General features: G+C 75.6%; 1 protein-coding gene. It reads right to left on the reverse strand.

Annotated features, from left to right (window positions below):
* Positions 1-124: 124 nt before the first annotated feature.
* Positions 125-405, reverse strand: a 281-nt coding sequence (locus tag AC13HU_RS38285; RefSeq protein WP_483046597.1) for a hypothetical protein, incomplete at its 5' end; no start/stop codon positions are given.

The following is a 405-nucleotide window of genomic DNA, read 5'->3' on the forward strand; positions in this document are numbered from 1 at the left end:
TCGTCGGCGAGCGTGAGGGTGAGGATGTTCATGGCGGGGTGGATGCGGATGCTCCAGCCGCCGGGGAGGGTGTGGCCGGTGGTGGTCATGGGGGCCTCGGTTCGGTTTCGAGTGTCGGCGGTGGTCACAGGGCGGTGCGCAGGGTCAGGCGGAGGGCGCGGCGCAGCGCGGCGCGCTGCTCGCTGGTGATGTGGTCGGCGAAGGCGAGGTGGATCACCGCGGCGGGTTCGTCGTCCTGCCAGCGGATGAGGGTCTCGGGGTCCGGGGCGAGCGTGCCGGCGGCCAGCTTCGCCGCCCAGCCGGACAGGTCCGGTGCCGTGGCGGCGTGGCGGCCGGTGGCGGCGGGGTCGCCGCCGGGGGGAGCGTCGCTGGAGTCGGCGGTGGTCCCCGGTGCGTGAGGGGTGC

This window comes from Streptomyces sp. NH27 (assembly GCF_056859195.1).